Origin of the sequence: Streptomyces sp. NPDC001068, assembly GCF_042897315.1 — a bacterium.
Classification (GTDB): Bacteria; Actinomycetota; Actinomycetes; order Streptomycetales; family Streptomycetaceae; genus Streptomyces.
In genome coordinates, this window is the sequence record NZ_JBIAYD010000005.1 from 562,949 (window position 1) to 580,490 (window position 17,542).

Annotated in this window: 21 protein-coding genes and 3 pseudogenes; 11 read left to right on the plus strand and 13 right to left on the minus strand. The window is 67.7% G+C overall.

The features are described from left to right. The first annotated feature begins 274 nt into the window (after window positions 1-274). Together ACFY3I_RS17540 and ACFY3I_RS17545 are read left to right on the plus strand one after the other, a co-directional pair. Window positions 275-817, plus strand: coding sequence for a hypothetical protein (locus ACFY3I_RS17540; protein WP_390861334.1), 543 nt, complete (start codon window positions 275-277; stop codon window positions 815-817). Then, window positions 814-1,143, plus strand: coding sequence for a hypothetical protein (locus tag ACFY3I_RS17545; protein WP_390861335.1), 330 nt, complete (start codon window positions 814-816; stop codon window positions 1,141-1,143). Before ACFY3I_RS17540 ends, ACFY3I_RS17545 begins: the two co-directional genes overlap by 4 nt. Here the strand turns inward: ACFY3I_RS17545 and ACFY3I_RS17550 are convergent. The 5 genes and pseudogenes from ACFY3I_RS17550 to ACFY3I_RS17570 form a co-directional block, all read right to left on the minus strand. Then, the gene (locus tag ACFY3I_RS17550) at window positions 1,120-1,482 is read right to left on the minus strand and encodes a hypothetical protein (RefSeq protein WP_390861336.1); all 363 of its coding nucleotides are present in this window, start codon (window positions 1,480-1,482) and stop codon (window positions 1,120-1,122) included. The genes ACFY3I_RS17545 and ACFY3I_RS17550 overlap by 24 nt on opposite strands. Then, window positions 1,479-2,672: pseudogene (locus ACFY3I_RS17555) on the minus strand (transposase). The gene ACFY3I_RS17550 and the pseudogene ACFY3I_RS17555 overlap by 4 nt, the downstream one beginning before the upstream one ends. Beyond that, window positions 2,645-2,905: a hypothetical protein gene (locus ACFY3I_RS17560; RefSeq protein WP_390861337.1), complete on the minus strand. Its 261-nt coding sequence runs from the start codon at window positions 2,903-2,905 to the stop codon at window positions 2,645-2,647. The pseudogene ACFY3I_RS17555 and the gene ACFY3I_RS17560 overlap by 28 nt, the downstream one beginning before the upstream one ends. Window positions 2,906-2,932: 27 nt before the next feature. Next, window positions 2,933-3,142 (minus strand): annotated as a pseudogene (locus tag ACFY3I_RS17565) (transposase); the annotation flags it as partial. A gap of 73 nt (window positions 3,143-3,215) precedes the next feature. After that, the gene (locus tag ACFY3I_RS17570; protein WP_390861338.1) at window positions 3,216-4,001 is read right to left on the minus strand and encodes an alpha/beta fold hydrolase; all 786 of its coding nucleotides are present in this window, start codon (window positions 3,999-4,001) and stop codon (window positions 3,216-3,218) included. Window positions 4,002-4,151: 150 nt separating this feature from the next. Between ACFY3I_RS17570 and ACFY3I_RS17575 the strand changes: the two genes are divergently transcribed. Further along, the gene (locus ACFY3I_RS17575; protein ID WP_390861339.1) at window positions 4,152-4,454 is read left to right on the plus strand and encodes a hypothetical protein; all 303 of its coding nucleotides are present in this window, start codon (window positions 4,152-4,154) and stop codon (window positions 4,452-4,454) included. A 38-nt stretch (window positions 4,455-4,492) separates the two neighbouring features. Here ACFY3I_RS17575 and ACFY3I_RS17580 read toward each other — a convergent pair whose 3' ends face one another. Next, complete coding sequence (locus ACFY3I_RS17580; RefSeq protein ID WP_390861340.1) at window positions 4,493-5,092, minus strand: TetR/AcrR family transcriptional regulator; 600 nt, start codon at window positions 5,090-5,092, stop codon at window positions 4,493-4,495. A gap of 190 nt (window positions 5,093-5,282) precedes the next feature. Between ACFY3I_RS17580 and ACFY3I_RS17585 the strand changes: the two genes are divergently transcribed. Beyond that, window positions 5,283-5,837 carry an ATP-binding protein gene (locus ACFY3I_RS17585; protein WP_390861341.1) on the plus strand — a complete coding sequence of 185 codons (555 nt, stop codon included), beginning with the start codon at window positions 5,283-5,285 and terminating at the stop codon, window positions 5,835-5,837. Between the two features lie 281 nt (window positions 5,838-6,118). On the opposite strand, the gene ACFY3I_RS17590 is transcribed toward ACFY3I_RS17585, so the two are convergent. The 3 genes from ACFY3I_RS17590 to ACFY3I_RS17600 all read right to left on the minus strand — a co-directional run bounded on the left by ACFY3I_RS17590 (window position 6,119) and on the right by ACFY3I_RS17600 (window position 7,942). Continuing rightward, window positions 6,119-6,751: a hypothetical protein gene (locus ACFY3I_RS17590; protein ID WP_390861342.1), complete on the minus strand. Its 633-nt coding sequence runs from the start codon at window positions 6,749-6,751 to the stop codon at window positions 6,119-6,121. 40 nt (window positions 6,752-6,791) lie between these two features. Then, complete coding sequence (locus ACFY3I_RS17595) at window positions 6,792-7,112, minus strand: hypothetical protein (RefSeq protein WP_390861370.1); 321 nt, start codon at window positions 7,110-7,112, stop codon at window positions 6,792-6,794. 518 nt (window positions 7,113-7,630) lie between these two features. Further along, entirely contained in the window at window positions 7,631-7,942 is a 312-nt protein-coding gene (locus ACFY3I_RS17600) for a hypothetical protein (protein WP_390861343.1), read from the minus strand. A gap of 73 nt (window positions 7,943-8,015) precedes the next feature. Between ACFY3I_RS17600 and ACFY3I_RS17605 the strand changes: the two are divergent. The 4 genes and pseudogenes from ACFY3I_RS17605 to ACFY3I_RS17620 form a co-directional block, all read left to right on the plus strand. After that, window positions 8,016-8,306, plus strand: a pseudogene (locus tag ACFY3I_RS17605) (transposase); the annotation flags it as partial. After that, on the plus strand, window positions 8,219-8,542 hold the full coding sequence (locus ACFY3I_RS17610; RefSeq protein ID WP_390861371.1) for a hypothetical protein: 324 nt from the start codon (window positions 8,219-8,221) through the stop codon (window positions 8,540-8,542). The pseudogene ACFY3I_RS17605 and the gene ACFY3I_RS17610, both read left to right, overlap by 88 nt. 415 nt (window positions 8,543-8,957) lie before the next feature. Next, window positions 8,958-9,182 (plus strand): hypothetical protein, encoded by a 225-nt coding sequence (locus tag ACFY3I_RS17615; protein WP_390861344.1) that lies wholly within the window; start codon window positions 8,958-8,960, stop codon window positions 9,180-9,182. Window positions 9,183-9,460: 278 nt separating this feature from the next. Further along, complete coding sequence (locus ACFY3I_RS17620) at window positions 9,461-9,808, plus strand: hypothetical protein (protein ID WP_390861345.1); 348 nt, start codon at window positions 9,461-9,463, stop codon at window positions 9,806-9,808. Here the strand turns inward: ACFY3I_RS17620 and ACFY3I_RS17625 are convergent. The 3 genes from ACFY3I_RS17625 to ACFY3I_RS17635 form a co-directional block, all read right to left on the minus strand. Beyond that, complete coding sequence (locus ACFY3I_RS17625) at window positions 9,805-10,521, minus strand: ATP-binding protein (protein ID WP_390861346.1); 717 nt, start codon at window positions 10,519-10,521, stop codon at window positions 9,805-9,807. The two genes, ACFY3I_RS17620 and ACFY3I_RS17625, sit on opposite strands and share 4 nt — an antisense overlap. A 197-nt stretch (window positions 10,522-10,718) precedes the next feature. Then, the gene (locus tag ACFY3I_RS17630; protein WP_390861347.1) at window positions 10,719-11,168 is read right to left on the minus strand and encodes a DUF6233 domain-containing protein; all 450 of its coding nucleotides are present in this window, start codon (window positions 11,166-11,168) and stop codon (window positions 10,719-10,721) included. Between the two features lie 25 nt (window positions 11,169-11,193). Beyond that, window positions 11,194-11,601 carry a hypothetical protein gene (locus ACFY3I_RS17635; RefSeq protein ID WP_390861348.1) on the minus strand — a complete coding sequence of 136 codons (408 nt, stop codon included), beginning with the start codon at window positions 11,599-11,601 and terminating at the stop codon, window positions 11,194-11,196. A gap of 444 nt (window positions 11,602-12,045) precedes the next feature. On the opposite strand from ACFY3I_RS17635, the gene ACFY3I_RS17640 reads away from it, so the two are divergent. Beyond that, on the plus strand, window positions 12,046-12,948 hold the full coding sequence (locus ACFY3I_RS17640) for an NmrA family NAD(P)-binding protein (RefSeq protein ID WP_390861349.1): 903 nt from the start codon (window positions 12,046-12,048) through the stop codon (window positions 12,946-12,948). 411 nt (window positions 12,949-13,359) lie between these two features. After that, the gene (locus ACFY3I_RS17645) at window positions 13,360-13,698 is read left to right on the plus strand and encodes a YciI family protein (protein ID WP_390861350.1); all 339 of its coding nucleotides are present in this window, start codon (window positions 13,360-13,362) and stop codon (window positions 13,696-13,698) included. A gap of 409 nt (window positions 13,699-14,107) precedes the next feature. On the opposite strand, the gene ACFY3I_RS17650 is transcribed toward ACFY3I_RS17645, so the two are convergent. Next, complete coding sequence (locus ACFY3I_RS17650; RefSeq protein WP_390861351.1) at window positions 14,108-14,704, minus strand: TetR/AcrR family transcriptional regulator; 597 nt, start codon at window positions 14,702-14,704, stop codon at window positions 14,108-14,110. A 183-nt stretch (window positions 14,705-14,887) separates the two neighbouring features. On the opposite strand from ACFY3I_RS17650, the gene ACFY3I_RS17655 reads away from it, so the two are divergent. Next, entirely contained in the window at window positions 14,888-16,516 is a 1,629-nt protein-coding gene (locus tag ACFY3I_RS17655) for an MFS transporter (RefSeq protein ID WP_390861352.1), read from the plus strand. Window positions 16,517-17,542: the final 1,026 nt, after the last annotated feature.

A 17,542-nucleotide genomic window follows, 5' to 3' on the forward strand; every position in this document is an offset into this window, starting at 1 on the left:
GTGGGCGGACACTCGCCGCTCACGACGCCCAGACGGTCGTCTGCTTGATCCAGCCGACTGTCTCCATGATTCCCGCTTTGCCCGCGCGGCGCACCGTGTGCGGCATGTCCGAACCCGGTCCCACCCTGGGGCGGCGGCGAAACGGCTGACCTGGCCGGGCAGGCGATCCGCGAAGACATCGGGTCCATTCGCCAGGACCGGCGTGCTGCCGGCCTGCACGGCACAACTTCTCCCACAGGTCTACGCTGATTTTGAGAGCCAGAAGGAGATCGTCATGACCCATAACGTCTCCGCGGCCCGCCCTCCGGTTCGCGCGCCCTCCCGCCCCGTCACGCGGCTGGAGGTCGCCGTCGACGAGGACTACGAACAGTTCCGGGCACGCTACGAACAGGCCGTTCCGCCACTCGACTACGAGCGCACCTTCGATCTCGTTACGCAGCAGGCGCCGTGGAGCGCCGTGATCGACCTCGCCGAAGAAAACGGCCCGCTGGGCTTCATGATCTACTGGAAGTTCGACGCCCAGCCGCTGTTCGGGCTGGCCGGCAACCGTGCCCGCTGTACCGAGTACCTGATGGGCAATCACACCATCGCCGAGCGCATGTACCGGCATGACGCAGGATCCCTCCTCTACGCACCCCTGCGCACCACGATCCACGAGTCGCCCTCGGGCGAGACGTTGTTCGCCATCGATCGGCCGAGCGACACTGTTGCCGCACTTGGCCGCTCCGACATCACCGATGTGGGGCGCGAGCTGGACCGCAAGGTCGGAACCCTCCTGCGCCACCTCGGTACCTCGGTACCTGATGAACTGACGTGAAGGACCACACCAGCGGCACGAAACCGGGTTACCGAGTCGACGAAGTCGATGTTCGGGGTCTGCGAGGGGTGGCGTCGCCGCAGCCGAGGCATCTGTCTGTCGAGAAGGGCTATGACTTCGACGAGCCTGTGCGGGCCATGTGCGCAAGGGCGCGTGACCGTGCCCGGCCCGCCTACGCCGGCCAGCCCGCCGCCCGACCGCACGACGGGGCGGTCGTGATCGGTGACGTGCAGTACGACTCTCCGAGCCGCGACGACCGCTCGAACTGGTCGCTGAACAAGACAACTCACGTTGCCATGCGGTCAATTTCCCGGGATGAGTCCTGAGAACACGGCGCGGTCGTAGAGCCGCTGGTGCCACTCGTTGGCGTCGGGTTCCGGCTTGGTGGTGAACGCGGGGTTCGGGCCGGTTTCGACGAGGTGGAGGAGCTTCCAGGCGACGCCGTAGCAGTCGTCCGGGCCGAAGCAAAGGACGAGCGCGCGGGCTTCCTCCTTCGTGACCGGTTTCGGGATCGCGTTGAGTTGCTTGATGCGTCTGTCGATCTCTCCTTCGCTCGCGTCCCAGTCGGGGAGCGGGCCGTCGGCGACGAACGTCCGCACTTCGGGTCTCATGGACGAATGATCGGCTTGCATCGCCACCACGGGCAAGGCGTCTTCGCTGGTCACGCGGCTGCTGCCTCTGCCGGTGTCGGCGCGGGGAACGCCGACTGCTCGTCGAAGAGTTCCCGCTTGTGGAGGCAGTGGTAGAGCTGTCCGATCATGCGGTTGAAGAGGTTGCGCTGGGCGGCGGCGTGCCAGTCGCCGTGCTCGCGTCGTCGCCGGTAGTGGGCGTTGGCCCCAATGGAGGCCCGCAGTGAGGCGAAGGCCCATAGGTAGCCGGCGTGGTTGAGTCGGTCGTTCTCTACCCTCCGCCCTCCGCCGGGTGATGGACGACTTCTTGCCGGAGACCCTGGTGACGGGTGAGGAGCCCGCGTACGCCTTCAGACCGCGGGCGTCATTGAAACGGGTGCGGTCGTCCCCGGTCTCAGCCGGGATGCGGGCGGCGAGCTGGATGCCGAGCCCGGGGAAGCTCAGCAGGATCTCGGCGTCCGGGTGCTGAGGGAATGTTTCCTCCACCGCCTTCGCGAGATCGTCGGCGGCGGTGCATGCGGCTTCCAACTGGACGAGTAGGGCGCGTATCTGCTTGCCCAGAGCCGCTTCGACGAACGGTGGCTGGTGGGCCCAGTCGGCGCGGAGCGCGTCATGGAGACGGTCGGCTTCGGCCGTGTGCCGCGTTGCCGGCCGGAGCGCTTGAGGGCGGTCTGCAGCAGGGGGCGGGTCAGTCGGGCCGCCCGGCTGGGGGTGGGTGCGGCCTTGAGGAGTTCGCGGGCCTCGGGGCGGCACAGGCCGTTGGCCCAGGTGGCGAGGGCGTTCAGGGCAGCAGGGTAGTACTCGCGTAACAGGGAGCGGAGTTGGTTGGCTATCCGCTGCCGGTTCCAGAGGGCGTCCTGCTGGGCGCGGGCCAGGACGGCGATGGCTCGGCCGAGGTCACTGTCGTCTGGCAGGGGCCGGTGGGCGTGCATGTCGGTGCGCAGGATGTTCGCCAGGACCAGGACGTCACCGGGGTCGGACTTCTTGCGTGTGACCGCGTGGCGGTCGCGGGCTGCTGCCGGCGGGTTGATCGCGAAGACCTTCCGCTTGACTTGGATCTCTTTCAGTACCGGGATGAACTGTGGGCTGTCGGCTGCCTGCCCGGCGGTCAGTATGAACGCCAGGGGGCGGAACTTGCGGTCGGCGGCAAGGTGGACCTTGGTCTGCCCGCCCCGCGAGCGTCCCAGGAGGGCGGCCTTCAGCCGGAGTTTTTGCCGGCGCCGGATATGCCGCCGCTCTTCCCGTTCAGGATCCACTTCGGCGTCCTGTCCGCTCCGTCCTTCAGGACAGCCCCCTTTGGCCTGGTCTTCTCCTCCTCGGTGGCGGCCTCCTCCAGAGCGGCGATCACGTCCTCGCCCAGGTGTGTCCCGGCAGCGTCGTGGTGAGCGCGCGCGGTGGTGGAGTCGACGCTGACCAAGGACGAGTTCACCTCGCCCCGCATGGCGGCTTCCGTGACCATTCCCTCCAGCGGAGCCTCGAAGACACCCGCGTCACGCCACTGCCGGAGGCGGTTCCAAACGGTCGACCAGGCACCGAACTCGTGCGGCATCCCACGCCACTGCCCGCCGGGCCGGAACCTCCAGATCACACCCCCGAACTGCTGCCGCAGCCGTTCGGGGGACGGTCCGCACCTGCCGATCGGCAAGTACGGGCCGACGAACTCCCATTCGCTGTCGGTAAGTTGCGGGCGCTCCAGTCAAGATGATCTACCCGGTCAGGCCCTCCCGTAAGAGCCGATCCCGCAGACTGATCAAGATTCGGTACGCGCCCTAACGGGCAAGGAACGGACCAAGTGCAGCGATGAGTTCGGTGGGCGTGTCCAGGGCGATGAGATGCGCGGCGGCAGGGAACTCGACCAGTGTGGCGCCGGGGATCTCGGTGGCGTAGCGGCGGGCGATGTCCTGGAAGTCGGCGACGTCGAGCTTGCCGACGGCCACCAGGGTGGGGACGCGGACGGCGGCGAGGTCGCCGGTCGCGGGACCCTGGGAGTGCTGCCCGACGATGTCCTGATTCACCAGCGATGTCCGCACCGCGCCACAGAGCCGGTCGGCCAGTCCGTCGGCCACGTCGTCCCAGCCGCGAGCGGGGCCGCGCAGCCACATGTCCAGGTTGATCTGTACGGCGGCGTCCAGGTCGCCCTCCTCCAGGGCCGCAGTCTCGGCCTCGTCGTACGCGATCATGTCCGCAGACCAGTGATAGCGCGGCCAGGGCGCGGCGAGCATCACCAAAGAGTGCACCCGATCGGGGTGAGTGAGCGTGAAGTCCAGCGCCACGCGGGCACCCCAGGACGCGCCCACGAGCCGGACACGGTCGTGGCCGAGGTGGTCCAGGAGACGGAGCAGGTCGTCGGTCTCGCGGAACGGGCCGCGGGGAGGCGCGGACTCGCCGAAACCGCGCAGGTCGTAGCGGATCACGGTGTGTCGTTCCGCGAGGGCGGGCACGACTGCGTCCCACATGTGGTGATCGGCGACACCGGCGTGCACGAGCACGACGGGCGAGCCTTCACCGGCCATGTCGTAGGAAAGATGTCCAAAGTCATCGTTGGGCATGAGCATGCCTGGATGATCGCAGAGCGGAAACGTATGAGCCAGTAAAGGTGCAGATCAGGACATGATCAATCGATGGGGTTAACTCTCGGGAAAGAGCTCGATCCTCTCCCAGGTCACTCAGTGATCAGGACTCGGTCTCGAGGTGGCTGCTCCGGGTTGCCTCGGCAAAGCTCCCACGCCGGGACGCGGAGCCGGACGGGCCGCGTCCCGGCGCGGGAGCATGAGCGGAACGGTCTGTGGAGGCGGACGTCGGCCGCCTGGGACCGGCTGCGCTGCCACATCCCCGACAACACGCGCCCCTCTCCCTGCCTGTACAACCTCATCCGGATCCGCGTCCAGCGGATCTACCACCTCCAGTCCGTCCGCAACACCTGCGCTCACCCCCTGCAGCGACCACTGACCCAGAAGGACCTCGACCGTGCCCTGGTCACTGCCTACGCCCTCCGGGCCCACCTGTGAACGCGACGGCGGACCATCGCAAGGTCCGGCTGGCCGGTTCACGTCGGGGTGCGCCATCCGGGTTCCAGGAGGTCGAGGAGGGCCTGGAAGGCTTTGTGGGACCGATCCCAGTGGCCGTCAGCCAGCGGGGCGATCAGCAGGCCGAAGGAGGCGTCGGTGAGCAGGGTGGCCTGTGTGTGTGCCTGCTCCTCGGTCATGCCGAGGTTGCGGAAGACGGTGGTGAACAGGAGCGTCCATTCGGCGACGATGTCGCGCATGACGGATCCGTAGCGGTGGGGGTGGAGCACGCTGGCGCTCATGATCTCGAAGTAGAGAGGAAGTGCCGCGCGGACCTCGGGGTCGCTGAACTGCCGCCACACCTCTTCCAGGAAGCGGCGTAGGTCCGCGGGGCTGGTGGGCGCGCCGACGGTCGCAAGCAGTGCTCGGGTGCGCAGGAGGGGCCGGCGCTCGTAGATGTCGAGGGCCTCGGTGACCATCTGTTCCTTGGTGCCGAAGTAGTACAGGAGCATGCGGTCGCTGGTGCCCAGGGCCTTGGCGAGAGGGCGCAGGGACAGGTCCGTGACGCCGTTGCGCGTGACGTACTCGCGGACCCGGTCGAGAAGTTCGCGTCGCTTGGCTGGATCGGGCGGGCGGGGCATGAAGGCTCCTGGGTGCGGGCGGCCAGGAACCCCCGACTCTCCGCTACGGGCGGTTTGGGTATGTATTTACTGTAGCGGCAGCTACGTATATATTTAAGATGTAGCGACTGCTACGCACGGGGTCTGGCGTACGCCAGGCGTGATCACCGGCAGGCCGTCCGCCCGGTCGGCAGCGAAGGGACTGATCCCCATGGCCACCTGGGTCATCGGATACCGCACGGCCTCTCGCCGGGTAAGGAAGTCCTCTCGCACCACTGCACCGTCATGGCTCGCCCGGCAGTGGGCTCTGTGGTCCCGCCTGCTCGCGCCGCTGCGGCCGCTCGACGCACCGCGCGGCTGCGCCACCGCCTGGGATGCCTCATGGCCGCTGCCGCGGGAACTGACCTCCGTACGCCAGGCCCGGCACCTGGTGGCCACGCAACTGAACGACTGGGACGTGACTGACCTCGCCGACACCGCCGAGCTCCTGGTCAGCGAACTGGTGACCAACGCGCTGCGGCACACCCGTGGCCCGCTCCGGCTCAACCTGCAGTTGCGCCACTTCCGCCTGCTGTGCGAGGTCGAGGACACCGAAACCTCCAGCCCCACACGCGGCGCCGCCGACGTGGATGCCGAGAACGGCCGGGGCATCGAACTCCTCGACCTGCTCGCGGACGCGTGGGGCAGTGTCCGGACGGCCACCGGCAAAACCATGTGGTTCGTACTGCAGGCCGAGGCCCGGCCTCGTGAGACGCAAACGCCGTGATGCCATGCCCGCGGCTACGACCCGCGAACGCCCGCAAGCGTGCTGCCGGTTTCTGACGTGAAACCAGTGCCGGACCGCTCCGTCACTCTGACGTGTCCGGCGACTCCTGATGCCCTCGGCGGTCGTCGCAGCCGACCACGGACAGGCCGCCCTGGACCGACTCCTGTAACGGCTCACCGAGGTCCCTGCCCCCGCCGGACCGACGTCACGGCAGCTCGGCGGCCCGGGCCACCGCAAGCCTGCTGCCGATCCTCGACATGTGAAACGGACCTACTCCGTGATCACGCGGTTCCGGGGTCGGCTTCCGGCGACAGAACCGGGTATCCAATCTGCCTCAGATCCTCGGCAAGGTCAGCGACGCCCAGGTCCGGATTCATCGCCATTACGACGCTCTGGGTGAGAGGTTGCAGCGCATAGACGTGGCGGACGGCCTCGATGTCCACAGTGACCTCGTAGTACTCCTGCGCGAACTGCTGATACGCCTCGGGGCGGCCATCCACCAAGACGTCGAACAGCCGTTCTGCGCTGCCGCCGTCCGCCACGCCTGAAGGCAGGGCCTCGGCCCTCCCGGCCCTCCATAGCGAGTCTGCCTGTTCACGCCAGAAGCACACGGTCGCCCGCGGTATCCCGTCGTGTCCGCTGAACGCTGCCTCCGAAACGTTGTGGACAAATGCCTCGGGCACCCCGTCGAACAGCCCTGGCCATGGAACAGGAGGTGTGACCCGGTAAGGGCTCATGGGCGACTCGTGATCGAAGCCGCGGGCATAGGCACCTGCCGGTGAGAATACGATCGAGTAGTCATCGCCGCACCCGTCACGCATGGAGGCCATTTCCTCGGTCCGCGACCACCGCGAGTCGAACGAGTAGAACCGGGACTCCCAGTCCGGGCTCATGATGGCGTCGAGGACGGCCATGGCCCGGGAGCGGTCGCGAACGATCGAGATCTCCGGCAGCTTACGGATGACTTTTTGGACAGACACAGTTCCATCCAAGCTGATCCCACGGACAACGCGCACACCGTCCGTGCACCCCGGCGATCCTGTGAGGGCTTTGGTGGCCGGGTGTGGCGATGTGATCCGCGGGGGCCTCACGTAGTGCGGCCAGGCTGAGGAGCTGGCGGCCGATGGTCACGCCCAGCAATGTGGAGGCCGGCGTAGCACGCGGTTCGGGATCTTCGGGAGCGGATACGGCGGCGCCGACACTGTTGATCTGCCGGCCGAGGGAGGCGCGGACGTGGTCGGCCGCAGTCTGCTCCGTGAGCATGGATCGCATCATCGCCGGCGTGCCCTCGGGAAGACCCCCGAGCTTGAGGCCGAGCGAGGCCAGGAGCTGATCGACGAGCTCGTCGGTGTCCGTGGCCGTCAGCGGGGCGGGAGCCACCTGCCGCCGGAAGACAGAAGCTTGCGAGCGCGCAGCAATGACGTACCGGCAGCGCCCCGCAGACTGGCGGTGATCGTAGGCTGAGAGGGCTCGGGGCGCGCGATGGAGGTTGTCTTGCCCCGCAGCATCTGGTCCTGCGCGATCAGCTTCGGCCTGGTCACTTCTTTGAACGACCTGAATCGAATTTTGGACCGGGACCCTGACAGCCGGCAGTGCCTCGGTCCTCGCCGTACCGCTGCTCTGAGCCCGCCCTCGACACCCTCCGCTGGTCCGTCACCCGTTTCCGCCGTGGTCGCGGGCTGGACCCATCTCCTTCGGCGGTCCCTGGGAACGGATTCACGCTTGAGAGGGAGCGCTTCAATTCGAGTAGATGCTTGTTTCAGAATGACAGCTGCGTCGGGGTCCGCCTCACGTCAGGCGGGGTCCCCCAGTAGTTCTGCGACCTGCCGGGCGGCTTCGTCCGGTGGCAGTTCAGCTGGCCAGTGGAGCTGTTCAGCGTCGCCCCGGATGGGGTTTTCATCGCGATCCAGGGGAATGAACTGCCAGTCGTTGCCGTGCCGCCAAAACACGACCACCCCGTGGGGCCATGCAGCACGGCCGTTGGTCCACCAGAATGCTGTCCCGCGAGCTTCCTCGTGGCGCTCGTCGGGGCCGCATCCGATGGCGGCGCAGGCCGCGGCGAAGGCGGCATCGGCGGTACGTCGATCCTGCCAGAACGAAGCCATGGGCCGATGTTACCGACGCCCTCCGCGAGTCCGCGATCTTGCTCCTGGCGATCTTGATCGGCAGGCTGTGCGAGTGCGTGCTGACCTTGTTCCGGATGCCCTGTGGGAACGCGTGGCCCCGCTGCTGCCGCCCGCTCCCGAGCGTCGTCGTCGCTACCCCGGACGTCTGCGCGCTCCGGACCGGTCGGCGCTGGCGGGCGTGCTGTACGTACTGCGGACCGGGGTTGCTTGGCGCGACGTACCAGCAGAGAGCGTGGGCTGCTCCGGAGTCACGGCATGGCGCAGGCTGCGCGACTGGACCGAAGCCGGCGTGTGGCCCCGCCTACACGCCGTCCTGCTGACCGAGCTTCGGCGAGCGAACGCGACCGCCCCATCCGCGCGACGTTGTCGGGCTGGCTGGCTTCCAGGCTTCGCGACGCCTCCGACGAGATCGTCGCCCGCGACTACGCACTGGCGGCGATGATCGAACACGAGGCCGGCATGGAAGGCTACGACCCGCAGGTGGGGCGCCCGATCTCTGAGCCGGCTCCTCAACAGGGCGTCACCGTCATGTCTGCGACTTCAGGCGATCTACGCAGGCGCTTCGGCAACGACTCCTGAATCCCAGGTTGTCAACGGATTTGGACCGTCCGAGGCCAACGGATGACAGGCATACGACCTCTTGGAGTCTGCAGGCTGAGTTCCGTTCCGGCTGCACAGCAGCGGAGTACGGCAACCACCGCGACCGGTCCCGTCCCCTAGCGTCCTTTTAGACCCGAAGCGCGGTCTGTACGACCGTCACTGACCGATCTGTCTAGAGCTACGGATCAGAAGTCCTCCGTGCCACATCTGGGAGCGGCAGCGGGTTGTCGATCAGGGTTGCGCGGTGGGCTGACCGGCCCCGGAAACACTATGTGATCGATCTGGACGGGATACGTCGAGACCAGCGGAGAGCCGTCACCGATCGACGGCTCCGGTCCGACCACGCTACGGTCCCGCCATGTCTAACCATGCGCCCGATCCATTCAAGGAAGTCATGACGCGAGAGTCCCTCGCCGACATGATCGACGGCCTCTGCGACGACTTTCGCCGGCGGGGTGAGGAGTGGGAGAACCTCACCGTGGAGGACTACCTCAGTGCGCTCGCCGCGTGGATCACTGCCTCGCCCGGCTCATACCGGTACCTCGGCGAAGAGATGCCGCCGGACGGCGACTGGACGTTCTTTGCGCGGGCCCTCAGTGCAGCCGTCATGTACGAGTAGTCGAAGGGCCGTGCCACTCTCGTGCCAGAACACGCGGGGACTCACGGGTGAGAACGTCGATGACGGGCAGCAACGTCTGTCGGTGAGTGCCAGCAGGCTAGCCGGGTGCCTCCCAGACTTCGGCGTCGAGCAGCGTCATTCCCGGTACAGGGCACGCCTGCCGCCTGCGACGTTGCAGCCGCGTGGCGTCCTCTCGCTGCGTAAACTTTTGGCTCGTGTGCTGGTCTGTGATGTCTACGCGCACATTGAGACTCCCGTTCGACCCGAAGGACTCAGACGTGCCCGACCGACCTGAGATTGTCTGCATCTGCGGCTCTGTTCGGTTCATGGACGAGATGAGCGCGGCGAACCGTGATCTGACCCTCGCAGGTGTCATCGTCGTCGCGCCCGGCGTCTTCCTGCGCGACGGAGATCACGAAGCAGACGAGTTGATCACCAACGAGCAGAAGACCGCGCTGGGCGCCCTGCACCTGCGCAAGATCGACCTGGCTGACCGGGTTCTGGTCGTCAACCCCGGCGGGTATATCGGTGAGTCCACGAGCAGGGAGATCGCGTACGCCCAAGCCACCGGCAAGCCGGTCTCGTTCACCGATCCTGCCTTTGGCGACACCGCTGTGATCAGTTAGCGGCTGACTGCTCGGCCTTGTTGCGAGTGTGAGCGAGGCGGTAGGAGCCGGCGCCGGTCTCGATGATCGTGCCGTTGAAAGTGAGCCGGTCGACGATCGCGGTGCAGAGCCGGGGGTCGGTGAGGTTGTGGTCCAGCCGCCGAACGACTCGTTGGAGGCGATGGGATGGCCTTGTTCTCCTCCTGTTCGGTCAGCACCTGGAACATCAACTCGGCTCCATGCCGGTCCAGTTCCATGTAGCCCAGTTCGTCGATGCACAAAAGATCGGCGCGCCCGTAACGGGCGATGGTCTTGCTCAGCTGCTTTTCCTCCGCATCCTCGACCAGCTCGTCAACGAGCTTCGTTGCCAGGGCGTACTTCGCCCGGCAACCGGCCATCGCCGCTTCGGTCCCTAACGCGAGCAGCAGGTGCGACTTGCCCGTGCCGGAATCACCGATCAGGCAGAGAGGCTGTGCCTTCTTCGCCCACTCGGAGGTGGCCAGGGTGTGGATCACGGCGGGATCGATGCTTGGGTCGGGGTCGAAGTCGAATTCCCTGACCGACTTCTGCCCTCGGGAACGCGGCGGCCTTGGTCCGGCGCTCGGTGCGACGCCGGGCCCGTCGCACTCGGCCAGCAACAGCTCGGCGAGGAAGGTGAGGTAGGACATCTGCTTGCGGGACGCCTGATCGGCCAGGTCGGGGAACTTCGCGCGGATGGTCGGCAGCCGCAGCATGCGGCAGGCCCCTACCACGGGGCGGTCTCCGCCACCTGCCCACTCATCCGGTGACGGCTTGGAGTACTCACGGCAGCGACTTCTTCGGTGCGGCGGGACGGCGGTGCAGCATCCGCTCATAGGCGGCCGGCGCTGCCCACGCTGATTCGACGGGGACTTCACCGTGCTCCTCCCGCACGACGAGCGGCTCTACGCCTTCACCCGCCGCCTCCTGCTGGGGCGGCCCGCTCGCCTCGTTCGCTACGGTGGCCGCGCTGGTCGGTACCGCCTACGCCGCACCACGCTTCGCCCGCCGTATCGCGATCCGCCGCGCGGTCCGTGAGCTGCTGCGTGAGGTGTCCGGCGTGTGAAGCGCCGCCCCGCTGTGTCGGTCGGGCGACGTCGATGCCGAGCTCGGTGTCCGGGCAGCACCCGGTGCAGGCGGTGAAGCCGCGGGGGTCGTTGACGAGCCCTTGGCGGGCGAGGTCGGCCTCGATGGGCCTGCTGCGGGTGAGTGTTTTGGTGCAGCAGCTGGTGTGGATGAGCGCGTCCTGCCCGGCCTTCTCGGGGAGTTCGACGATGAACCGGGTCGGCGTGTGGACTGCGGTGTCGCGGCGGTCGGTGAGGGCCGGGGGCCGAACCGCCTCCGGATAGGCCGGACAAGGCATGTGTCGAGCATTACTGCGCACCGCTTCACGGCGTTCGAAAGCGGGCCACGATCCGGTGTGCGTACTGATCTTCCGGGCCGAAGTCCTGGGCCACTTGATGAGCCTCCTGGACCCGATTGGCCTCGCACAGCAACCGAACGAGGACGTACAGAGCGTCAGGGTCACGATCTTTGGCGCGGCTGCGGAGAGCCGCCTCCATCCCCTGATCGCGGAGCGATCTGTTGAGTCTCCGACGTGCATGGACATCCGTGAGACCGAGCTCCGTGAGCTCGGTGAACCGCTTCGCGCGGGCGAGTAATTCCATGTGCCACAGATGGTTGCCGTGCATGTGGTGATCGGAGGAGTAGCACTCGGCGTGGGCGCTCACCAACGTGATGGCCGCGTCCCAATCCCGGAGCTGTTCCGCCGCCCGGGCCTGCTCGAACCAGTCCACAGGACGAGTATCGCGTAGCGCTGTCTCCCACGGCGTGGTGGGAGTGGTCGCCGATGAAGGCCCGCGAGGCCCAAGCGCCGCCCGCCGTCCGCTAAATACCCACTCTCCTGCGCCTGCGCCCGGGATGCACGGCTCACGGATTCACCCTCCCTAAATAGATGCCGCTTGCCATCTATCGTACCTTCTGTTTAGATGTTGAAAAGCATCTATTTTGGGCAGTGGGATCACTTGGCGGGCCGGGACGTGGCCCCGCCTGCTGCCCTCCGGTGGCGGACGGCCCGGCGTGGGCATCTGCGGAGCCGCTGACCGGCGCCGCGGGACCTCTGTGACGTCGCTGTCGGGATCAGCGGTGATGCCGGTGGGGCGCTGTCTTGCTGACGGTTCGCCGGCGCTCTGGTCACACCTCAATCAAGTTGTTCCATACCCCTCGAAGGAGTCAGGCCGATGGTCGCCAGCAATCTTGTTCTCGTTCCCGGTTCCGGCGGTGTGGGCCGTGCCGTTTTCGAGGAGCTGCGGGCCCACGGTGTGCCGGTGCGGTTCATGGTCCGGCGTGAGGACGAGCGGGCGGCCGAGCTGCGGGCGCTCGGTGCTGAGGTCGTCATCGGTGATCTGACCCGGCCGGAGACGGTGGCGGCCGCGCTGCAGGGCGTGACGCGGATGTACTTCGCGATGGCCGTGTCGCCGGACCACCTGCTCGCGGCGACCGTGGTGGCCTCCGCCGCCAAGGCGTACGGGAAACTGGACGCGCTGGTGGACCTGTCACAGATGACGGTGTCGCAAATGACCGCCAGCAGCACCGGGGAGTCGCACCAGCAGCGGCTGCACTGGCTGGCCGAGCAGGTCTTCGACTGGTCGGGTCTGCCGGTCGTGCACATCCGGCCGACGGCCTTCCTGGACACTCCGCTGTTCACCATGATGGCGGCGCAGTCCATCCAGAAGAGCGGAACGATTGCCCTGCCGTTCGGTACGGGACGCACCTCGCCGGTCGCCGTGGACGACGTCGCCCGGACTGTGGCCACCGTGCTCCGCGCCCCGGCCGCCCACATCGGACAGGTCTACGAGCTGACCGGACCCCGCTCGGTCGACATGACCGAACTGGCCGCGGAGTTCTCGCGGGCGCTGGGCCGGCAGGTGACCTATGTGGACGTGCCCGCGGAGAGGTGGGAAGCCCAGCTCCCGAAGATGGGGATGGCGCCGCACCTGTTCCAGCACGTCGCCACGATGGCCCGGCTGCACCGGGAGGACCGCTACAACCGCACCGCCGACGGCGTCCAGCGGGTGACGGGTGCTCCCGCGCAGTCGGTCGAGGAGTTCGTGGCCGCCCGCAAGGACTTCTACCTGGGCTGAGCCGCGCGGTGGCCTGCTGACCGCTTTCAGCGTCATCCCGGAAAATGCGACGGAGCGCCGACATCGCTCCGCCCGTGTGCGCCGTGTCCCCGCCGTGACGCTCTCCGGCCCCGCACCCCAGCCGGGGCCGCCGAGGCCGCGCGGGCCGTGCTCGGCCGGGACCCTCGAACAGCCGGCCGGGTGAACGGGCATGCCGCCCCGCTGGGCGGCTCCGGGTGCGTGGGGACGAACCCCGGAGCCCGCGGCCGCCCCGCCTCCGTGGCGGGGCGGCCGGCGTGGCCGTCGCAGCAGCGGCGCCCACCCCCACGGCCACCTGAGGATCCGCTGTCGGTCGAGAGCGGTCCCGGTTTCCCTCACATGAGGCGACAACTGCTGTCGCCTTCGATATGGAACTCAAGAAGGGTCTTGATCATGCAGTACATGGTGCTGATCTACCAGAACGAGTCGAACGACGGTCTGATGGACTGGCCTCAGCTCGGCAAGGACTACAGGGAGTACGCGGCGGCGGCTGTACGAGCGGGCGTGATGCGGGGAGGGGAAAGGCTGCAGCCCTCCGCCGCTGCGGCCACAGTGACGGTCCGGGACGGTGAACGGCTGGTCACCGACGGCCCGTTCGCCGACGCGGGGGACCAGCTCGGCGGGTTCTTCGTGCTGGAATGCATGAACCTCGATGAGGCGCTGGAGTGGGCGGCACGCTGCCCCGGCGCCGGTCACGGCACGGTGGAAGTCCGTCCGGTCATGCCCACCTGACCGAAGCGGCAGGCCCGGACGGCTCTCCCGAGTCAGAGCCGAGCGCACCGACTGCGGGCCGGGGTGATCGACCTCGTCAGGGGCCTGGATATCGGGGGAGGGGGAGCGAGGCCCTTCCCAGGTCCTGCCGTGCCTGCCTGCGCGCGGTACGACGTCTGTCATCGGCAACGTCGAGGGCGGACCATCCGGATGGATGGTCCGCCCTCGACTTCTGTGGAATGCCGCCTTCAGCCGGCCGGCCGGTGCGACGCCACCGTCAACGCATCACCCTGGTGAGGCGGTCCTCCTGCTGGATCCGCAAGCAGCCGCTTCCTGCAGGGCGTTTGCCCCGGGAGCGCACGCCGGCCGAGGCCGCTGGACGGCTCCGCCGTGCGCGGGTGGTGGCAGGCCGTGCCCGTCCGGATCCCGGTCAGTCGGTGCCCTGCGCTTCGGACTGTCCGTTGGTGTTCTCGGTGAGAGCGGTAAGTGCGGCCCGCAGCACTTCTTCGGAGATCGGGTTGCCCCGGGTGGCGCGGGCGAGGGCGAGGGCCCCGACCAGTGTGCACAGCTGGGCCATGCCGTCGTCGTCGCCGGTGGCCAGCCTGGCTGCGCGGTTGCGTACCCCGTTGATGTAGAGGTCGCGGGAGCGGGCGGCCTGGTCGGGTTCACGTCCGAGGTCGGCGGCGAATCCGGAGACGGGGCAGCCTTCCCCGGGGTGGTCGCGGTGCCAGATCGAGAGGTAGTCCTCGATCATCTTCTGCCGGACGGCTTCGTGTTCCTCCGCGGATTCATCGGTGCCGTCGGCCGCCTGATGTGCGCCCTGATCGGCGAAGGCATGTGCGATGGCCTCGTCGACCAGGTCGTCCTTCGAGGCGAACTGCTTGTAGAACCCGCCGTGGGTCAGTCCGATGGTCTTCATGAGGTCCGCGACGCTGACCGCGGTGCCCTTCTCGCGGAACATCCGGGAGGCGGTGGCCACGACGCGCTGCCGGTTCTCCTGCGCCTGTGCCCGGGACACGCGGCCCATGCAATCACTCTCCTCAAATGGATGTCGCTTGCCATCTATCTTAGCTCTCTGTTTAGATTGGTGGTGACATCTATTTTGGTGGCCGGGATCCGGCAGGCCAGGAAGCCCCCCTTCCCGCCGCTGTCCGGCACCGATGGACTGCGCCAGGCAATCAGACAACCATCGACAGCACTGGAGACCCCCGTGGCATCACCGCCCACCCCCGCCGAGCCCTCCACGCCGCAAGCGTCCGCACCTTCCACGCCGCCCGTCCAGCGGCGCGTGTCCGAGGCGGTCCACCGCCGACGCTGGGCCATCCTGGCCGTGCTCGCGTGCAGCCTCCTGGTGGTGATGCTGGACAACTCGATCCTCAACGTGGCGACGAAGACCATCGCCGAGCCCGCACCGGTCGGACTCGGCGCCACCCAGGGCCAGCTGGAGTGGGCGGTCAACTCCTACACGCTGGTCTTCGCCGGGCTGCTCTTCACCGCGGGCCTGCTCGGTGACCGCCTCGGCCGCAAGAAGGTGCTGCTCTTCGGCATGGCCGTGTTCGGTGTGGGATCGGTGCTGTCCGCGGTGTCGGACTCCTCCGGGCAGCTCATAGCCTTCCGCGCGGTGATGGGCTTCGGCGGTGCCTTCATCCTGCCCGCCACCCTCGCGATCATCATGAACGTCTTCGAGCCCGCGGAGCAGCCCAAGGCCATCGGCATCTGGACCGGCGTGGTCGGCTTCGCCATCGCCGCCGGCCCCATCACCGGCGGCATCCTTCTCCAGCACTTCTGGTGGGGGTCGGTCTTCCTGGTCAACGTGCCGGTCGTGGTCGCCGCCATGGTGGCCATGACGGCGATCGTCCCCGACTCCAAGGACCCCCGGCCCAACAGACTCGACCCCGTCGGTGTACTGCTGTCGATCGCCGGACTGGCACTGCTGGTCTACGGCATCATCAAGGGCGGCCAGCTCGGCGACTTCACCCAGCCCGAGGCCTGGGTGACGATCCTGGCCGGCGTGGCGGTCCTGGCCGGCTTCGTGATGTACGAGGCCCGCAGCGACCATCCCGCACTCGACGTCACCTCCTTCCGCAACCGGCGGTTCTCCGCCTCCGTCGCAGCCATCGGCCTGGTCTTCTTCGCCCTCCTGGGCGTCACCTTCTTCAGCGTCTTCTACAACCAGAGCGTGCGCGGCTACAGCGTCCTGCAGTCCGGCCTGCTCGTGATACCGCTGGCCGTCTCGCAGATGTTCTTCGCCCCGCGAGCCCGGCTGGCCGTGGCCCGCTACGGCATTCGCACTGTGTGCGCCGGCGGTCTCGTCCTGACCGCCGTGGCCTTCGCGGGCTTCCTGCTGCTCGGCCAGAACACCCCGATCTGGGTGCTGGAGGTGCTGTTCTTCCTGATGGGCACCGGGATGGCGCATGTGATGCCGCCCGCCACCGTCATGATCATGTCGTCACTGCCGCGGGAGAGGGCCGGCTCGGGATCCGCCGTCAACAACACCTTCCGGCAGGTCGGCGGAGCCATGGGCGTCGCCGTGCTCGGCTCGCTGCTGTCCACCACCTACCGCAACGGCATCAACGGCCACCTGGACGTGCTGCCCGCCTCCGACCGGCACGCCGCAGGCGAATCCGTCCAGGCCACCCTCGCCGTCGCCAACAAGCTCGGCCCGGCCGGCAAAGCCCTGGTGCAGCCCGCACACGACGCCTTCATCCACGCCATGCACGTCACCGCGCTCGGAGCTGCGGGCGTCGCCCTGCTCGGCGCGGTCGTCGTGCTGCTCTTCCTGCCCGGCAAGGCAGCCGCCGACTCCGGCGGAACCGAACCCCAGCGTCAGACCGCCTGAACAGATCCACTTCAGACCGCCTGAACAGATCCACTTCGCCGGCCCGCACCACCCACGGTGCGAGCCGGCGAACCGCCTACCGGATCGCGCAGGAAGCACTCGCCAACGCCCGCCAACACGCCCCCGGCAAGCCCGTGCACGTCGCCCTGTCCGGTACCCCGCGCGAGGGCCTCATCGTGAAAGTGGTCAACGCCCTCACCGCCACCACGTTCTCGCGCGCACCGCGTGGGCCGCCTGGCGGTCGGTCAGATTCTCCGTCCCGAGACCAGGGCGAGCCCGCGACCCAAGCCCCCGACCTCAGGCTCCACTCCTCAACCACCCACAAAGGCGGAGATCAGAGGCATTCACCCAATTGGGCAACGGGGTCATCGAGATCTTCTACAACCGCCGGAGGCGACATTCAGCACTGGGCTACCGCACCCCCATCGAGTACGAACTGCTCTCCGCAAGAGACACCATCCACGCAGCCAGTCAGCCACCGCAGCTGGAACCCAAACCGTGGGGCAGGTCAAGATGTCACCCGATCGTGCGGCAGACACCAACACCAACTGGCCGCTTGACATAGAATCGTCAACGGCTTGCTGCGGCAGTACTTCCGACTTGTATGGGGGTAGCGGTGTTGTGATCGGGTTGGCCGCCCGTAACGTGCCGCAGGACGCAGGGCAGGCTGACTCGAGTACTTCCTGCCGCCCGCAAGGGCTGGCTCTCTTTGGGTGTGTCGACCTGCCCGGTGTCCGTTCGCGGCTTGACTCAACAGAGGCATGATCACCGGCCACCCCACGTTTCTCGAAGTCGGGATGTCAGCTGCGGATTTCACCGAACCGACGACCGAGAAAGAAGACCGCCGATGATGCTGATCGGCATCGATCCGCACAAGTCGACCCACACGGCCACGGCCGTCGATCCCGGGACCAACCGTGATCAGGCATCGATCCGCATCGACGGGACTCTCCAGGAATACCAGCGCATGCTGGACTGGGCTCGCCAGTGGCCCCAGCGGCGATGGGCCGTCGAGAACGCCAGGGG